This is a genomic window from Pseudomonas sp. GM24, from assembly GCF_000282235.1.
Lineage (GTDB): Bacteria > Pseudomonadota > Gammaproteobacteria > Pseudomonadales > Pseudomonadaceae > Aquipseudomonas.
This window is the reverse complement of record NZ_AKJR01000085.1, coordinates 1-5,184: the sequence shown is the minus strand read 5'-3', so window position 1 is coordinate 5,184 and position 5,184 is coordinate 1. Positions and strand designations below refer to the sequence as shown.

The following is a 5,184-nucleotide window of genomic DNA, read 5'->3' as shown; positions in this document are numbered from 1 at the left end:
GTCGGTGTAACTCGAACAATCCACTCGGTCAGTCCCCTCTCCCCCTGGGAGAGGGTTAGGGTGAGGGGCTTTTGATCTTCGCCCCAATAAGCGGAAATCCGCTCATCAAACTAAATCCTTCGGCGATATCCCGCTCACCCCAACCCGCTCGGCCCTCTAAACCGGCCCTCCCCCCGTTGGCACACCTCCTGCTATAGCCCTCGCAGGCTGCGTTCCAACGCGCTCCACAAAAACAATTAAACGAAGGATCCTTCAATGGATAACTCCAACGCCCTGCCACTTGGGTCGGCTGCCGTGCCGGCCAAAGAAAGAACCACCGCCAGCCGGATCAAATCGATCTTCAGCGGTTCCGTCGGCAACATGGTCGAGTGGTACGACTGGTATGTGTATGCCGCCTTCTCCCTGTACTTCGCGAAAACCTTTTTCCCTGCCGGTTCCACCACCGCCCAACTGATGAACACCGCTGCGATCTTCGCCGTCGGCTTTCTGATGCGTCCGATCGGTGGCTGGCTGATGGGCATGTACGCCGACAAGGTCGGACGTAAAAAAGCCCTGATGGCCTCGGTCTACCTGATGTGCTTCGGCTCGCTGCTGATCGCCCTCAGCCCGAACTACGAAACCATCGGCATCGGCGCGCCGATCCTGCTGGTGTTCGCGCGACTGCTGCAAGGCCTGTCGGTCGGTGGCGAATACGGCACCTCGGCGACCTATCTCTCGGAGATGGCGACCAAGGAACGTCGCGGCTTCTTCTCCAGCTTCCAGTACGTGACCCTGATCTCCGGCCAGCTCATCGCGCTGGGCGTACTGATCGTGCTGCAGAACGTGCTGACCACTGAACAGCTGTACGCATGGGGCTGGCGTATTCCGTTCGCCATCGGCGCGCTGTGTGCAGTCGTGGCGCTGTACCTGCGTCGTGGCATGGAAGAAACCGAGTCGTTCACCAAGAAAGAAAAGTCCAAGGAAAGCGCCATGCGCACCTTGATGCGCCACCCCAAAGAGCTGCTGACCGTGGTCGGCCTGACCATGGGCGGCACCTTGGCGTTCTACACCTACACCACTTACATGCAGAAATACCTGGTGAACACGGTCGGCATGAGCATCTCCGACTCGACCACCATTTCTGCCGCCACGCTGTTCCTGTTCATGTGCCTGCAACCGATCATCGGTGGCCTCTCGGACAAGATCGGTCGTCGTCCGATCCTGATCGCCTTCGGCGTGCTGGGGACGATCTTCACCGTGCCGATCCTGATGACCCTGCACACCATTCAAACCTGGTGGGGCGCGTTCTTCCTGATCATGGCGGCGCTGATCATCGTCAGCGGCTACACCTCGATCAACGCGGTGGTCAAAGCTGAATTGTTCCCGACTGAAATCCGCGCCCTGGGCGTCGGCCTACCGTACGCACTGACCGTATCGATCTTCGGCGGCACCGCCGAATACATCGCGCTGTGGTTCAAGAGCATCGGCATGGAAACCGGTTACTACTGGTACGTGACCGCGTGCATCGCAGTGTCGTTGCTGGTGTACATCACCATGAAGGACACCCAGAAACATTCGCGAATCGTGACTGACTGATCGGGTTTTCACAGCCACTGCAACGGTGACTGTGATGGACTCTTCGCGAGCAGGCTCGCTCCCACATTTGGAATGCATTTTTCCTGTGGGAGCGAGCCTGCTCGCGAATGGGGTCACCGCGTTATCCAGACCTGCATGAAAAAATCCTCACACACGCCGCAACGCGATTAATCGCTAATTAATGCTGCCCGCTCATTCTGCAATCACCTGATCGATGACCTGCGCGACGCTCGCTCCGACGACGAAAGCGAATTCAACGCGCCGCCCTTAATATCAAGTTAATCGATTATTTTTAGCATTATTTTGCGCTTTTTAATCAATTTAGTTGGCGTAGCATTAAACCCATGCAAGACACATCGCCAACGAATCTGGAGTAACCGACATGAAAACCAAACTGATCCTCGCCCTGACCCTGTCCGTACTGGCCGCCAACACTTTCGCTGCCGACGGCTCGGACAAAACCAAATCTGCCGACTTCATCAGCGGCGCCAGCGCGGCCATTGAAACCAGCCACTCGGGTACTTACGCCGCTGACGGTTTTGATAAAACCAACATTGGTAAAGCTGTGGCTGCCGATGGTTTCGACAAGACCAATCTGGGTAAAACGGTTGCTGCTGACGGCTTCGACAAAACCGGCACCGCCGCTGCCATCAGCTAAGTATCAGCAGTCCTCTCACAGCCCGGCCTTGGCCGGGCTTAGTCATTTCTGGGGCATGATAATTTCCTCAAATACACAAATCCCCTGTAGGAGCTGCCGAAGGCTGCGATCTTTTGATCTTGATCTTTAAAAGCAAAATCAAAAGATCGCAGCCTTCGGCAGCTCCTACACGGGGTTTTGCGTCTGGCTGGAAATATGCCGGGCGTCCTTGCACTATGGCTGCATCCGAAACGCAGCCTCAGGAACTCACCCTCCATGCCCGATGACATCCACTTCTACGAACCCGCCAACGGCCACGGTCTGCCCCACGATCCGTTCAACGCCATCGTCGGTCCAAGGCCTATCGGCTGGATTTCTTCACAGGATGCCAACGGCCGGTTGAACCTGGCGCCGTACAGTTTCTTCAACGCCTTCAACTACATTCCGCCGATCATCGGTTTTTCCAGCGTCGGGCGCAAAGACAGCCTGAACAACATCGAGCAGACCGGCGAGTTCGTCTGGAACCTCGCCACCCGCCCGCTGGCCGAACAGATGAATCAGAGCTGCGCGATGGTCGCGCCTGAGGTCAACGAGTTTGAGTTGGCGGGATTGACGACCGTCGCGTCAAAGGTGATTTCGGTGCCACGGGTGGCCGAAAGTCCGGTGTCCTTCGAGTGCAAGGTCACGCAGATCATTCAATTGCAGCGCGCTGATGGCGAGACGGTGCCGAGCTGGCTGATCCTCGGCGAAGTGGTCGCCGTGCACATCGCCAAGTGGCTGTTGAAGGATGGCATCTACGACACCGCCGCGGCAGAACCGATTCTGCGCGGCGGCGGGCCGGCGGACTACTTCCAGCTGGGGCCTGAGGCCCTGTTCAAGATGTGGCGTCCGGGCGCAAACAAGTAACGCGTTACCAGATCAAGTCGGCGTCTTCAGTGACGCCCTTGAGGTTATCCAGCTCATTGATGGCTGCTTCATCGGCAGCAATCGCGCCGGGGAAGACTTGATCATTCAGCAGTTTGTGAAAGCGTGGTGCGCCGCCATCGACCAGGGCCTTGACCGCGATTGCCGCGTGATAGCCCTTGTTGCCGCCCAACTCGACGGGGACGACTGCGGAAACTGCTTCGAAGTGCTCGAACTCTTTACGTGCCATGTCACACATCCCGGCTCAGACAAATTAAGCCGGACATTAAACCCTCAACCGACGAGTTTGTGTACCGGCGCCGGGCATTGGCCGAGGGCTTGCGCCGCCGACACGTCCTTGAAAGTGTGGAAGTCGAGGCTGTTGACCACCAGCTCCTGCACCAGCTCGGCGAATACTTCCATCGACGGGCTGTTGAAATAGTTGGTCATCATTTGCTGACTGCTCCAGAACCCGGAGACCAGCCACAACTCCGGATCACACTGCGAATGCTGCAAGGCAAAGCTCAGGCAACCGGGGGCGGCGCGGGACGGATCGATCAACGCGCTCAGGCGTACACCGAGTTCCGCCGAACGCCCGGCGCGCGCTCGAACGAAGGCCATATGACTGACGGGAATCTGCTTGGACATGTTCAACCCTCCCAGGGAGTCGAGTGGCAGCCGGGGGACGGGCTGCGACAGGTTCAAAGGTTAAGGGCCGCACGCCGGCCGCCGTTAGTCGATTCCTGCCGCCGCGTTGCACAATCCTGCGAGACTGCATCCAGAAGCTGTAACAACCTGTAAAACGGCGTCACACGGTTGTCATACGCGTTTTGTGTAGGAGCTGCCGAAGGCTGCGATCTTTTGATTTTGCTTTAAAGATCAACAGATCGCAGCCTTCGGCAGCTCCTAAAGGGTTGAATCGCGACAGGCGCGAAAACAGCTCCGGGCAGAATCAGGCAAGCATTTCGCAGGATGTGTCTACCGCTGGCGCTTGCACAAACATATGCTCTGCTCCATTCCACCTCCCCTGCCGAGGATGCCGTGCATGACGTCATTCGATCGTTTTCAAGCCGAACCCAGCGCTGACATGGAAAAACAGCGTGCGGAACTGGCGGCGATCATCCGCCGCAATACCACCGACGATGGCAGCTACGAGACCGCCATCGGCTCGCTGTTCATGTCGCGCCACACAAAATCCCACGACTTTGCCCCGGTGCTCGCGCAACCGGCGCTGTGCATCATGGCGCAGGGGCGCAAAGAGGTGCGCCTGGCCGACGAGTTCTTCAACTACGACCCGCTGAATTATCTGGTGGTGTCGGTTTCGATGCCGCTGAGCGGGCGCGTGGTCAATGTCTCGCCGGAGGAACCGATCCTCGCTGTGCGCCTGGATATCGACCCGACAGAAATCACCGCGCTGATCGCTGACGCCGGCCCCATGGGCGTACCGACTCGGCCGACCGGGCGTGGTTTGTATGTCGAGCAGATCGACAGTTCGATGCTCGATGCCGTGCTGCGTCTGGCACGTTTGCTCGATGCGCCGAAAGACATCGCCATGCTCGCACCGCTGATTCGCCGGGAGATTCTTTATCGCCTGCTGCGCAGTCCGCAGGGGCATCGCTTGTATGAAATCGCGATTGCCAACAGTCAGAGCCATCGCATCAGCCAGGCGATCAAATGGCTTAACGGCAACTTCGAGCAGCCGTTGCGCATTGATGATCTGGCCAAGGAAGTGAACCTCAGCGTCTCGACCTTGCATCACCGTTTCAAGGCGATGACGGCGATGAGCCCGCTGCAGTATCAGAAGCAATTGCGCCTGCAAGAGGCGCGGCGCCTGATGCTGGCCGAGGGGCTGGAGGCTTCGGCGGCGGGGTATCGCGTGGGGTATGAAAGTCCGTCGCAGTTCAGCCGCGAGTACAGCCGGCTGTTTGGTGCGCCGCCGTTAAGGGATTTGGCGCGGTTGCGGCTTTCGGTGTGACCGTTTAGAAGCCCCTCACCCTAACCCTCTCCCAGAGGGAGAGGGGACTGAATGGGGAATATTGGAGAGGTTCACCGACCTGAAAGTGCTTTGC

6 protein-coding genes are annotated in these 5,184 nt (G+C 58.3%); 4 read left to right on the top strand and 2 right to left on the bottom strand.

Annotated features, from left to right (window positions below; genetic code table 11):
- Positions 1-255 precede the first annotated feature (255 nt).
- The 3 genes from PMI23_RS12680 to PMI23_RS12670 all read left to right on the top strand — a co-directional run bounded on the left by PMI23_RS12680 (position 256) and on the right by PMI23_RS12670 (position 3,118).
- Positions 256-1,575 carry an MFS transporter gene (locus tag PMI23_RS12680; protein WP_007912608.1) on the top strand — a complete coding sequence of 440 codons (1,320 nt, stop codon included), beginning with the start codon at positions 256-258 and terminating at the stop codon, positions 1,573-1,575.
- Positions 1,576-1,957: 382 nt separating this feature from the next.
- Positions 1,958-2,233 carry a hypothetical protein gene (locus PMI23_RS12675; protein ID WP_007912609.1) on the top strand — a complete coding sequence of 92 codons (276 nt, stop codon included), beginning with the start codon at positions 1,958-1,960 and terminating at the stop codon, positions 2,231-2,233.
- A 255-nt stretch (positions 2,234-2,488) separates the two neighbouring features.
- Positions 2,489-3,118 (top strand): flavin reductase family protein, encoded by a 630-nt coding sequence (locus tag PMI23_RS12670; protein ID WP_007912610.1) that lies wholly within the window; start codon positions 2,489-2,491, stop codon positions 3,116-3,118.
- A gap of 4 nt (positions 3,119-3,122) precedes the next feature.
- On the opposite strand, the gene PMI23_RS12665 is transcribed toward PMI23_RS12670, so the two are convergent.
- Both PMI23_RS12665 and PMI23_RS12660 read right to left on the bottom strand, forming a co-directional pair.
- Positions 3,123-3,365 (bottom strand): hypothetical protein, encoded by a 243-nt coding sequence (locus tag PMI23_RS12665; RefSeq protein ID WP_042704945.1) that lies wholly within the window; start codon positions 3,363-3,365, stop codon positions 3,123-3,125.
- Between the two features lie 44 nt (positions 3,366-3,409).
- Positions 3,410-3,763: a putative quinol monooxygenase gene (locus tag PMI23_RS12660; RefSeq protein WP_007912612.1), complete on the bottom strand. Its 354-nt coding sequence runs from the start codon at positions 3,761-3,763 to the stop codon at positions 3,410-3,412.
- A gap of 397 nt (positions 3,764-4,160) precedes the next feature.
- Between PMI23_RS12660 and PMI23_RS12655 the strand changes: the two genes are divergently transcribed.
- Complete coding sequence (locus PMI23_RS12655; RefSeq protein WP_007912614.1) at positions 4,161-5,090, top strand: AraC family transcriptional regulator; 930 nt, start codon at positions 4,161-4,163, stop codon at positions 5,088-5,090.
- Positions 5,091-5,184: the final 94 nt, after the last annotated feature.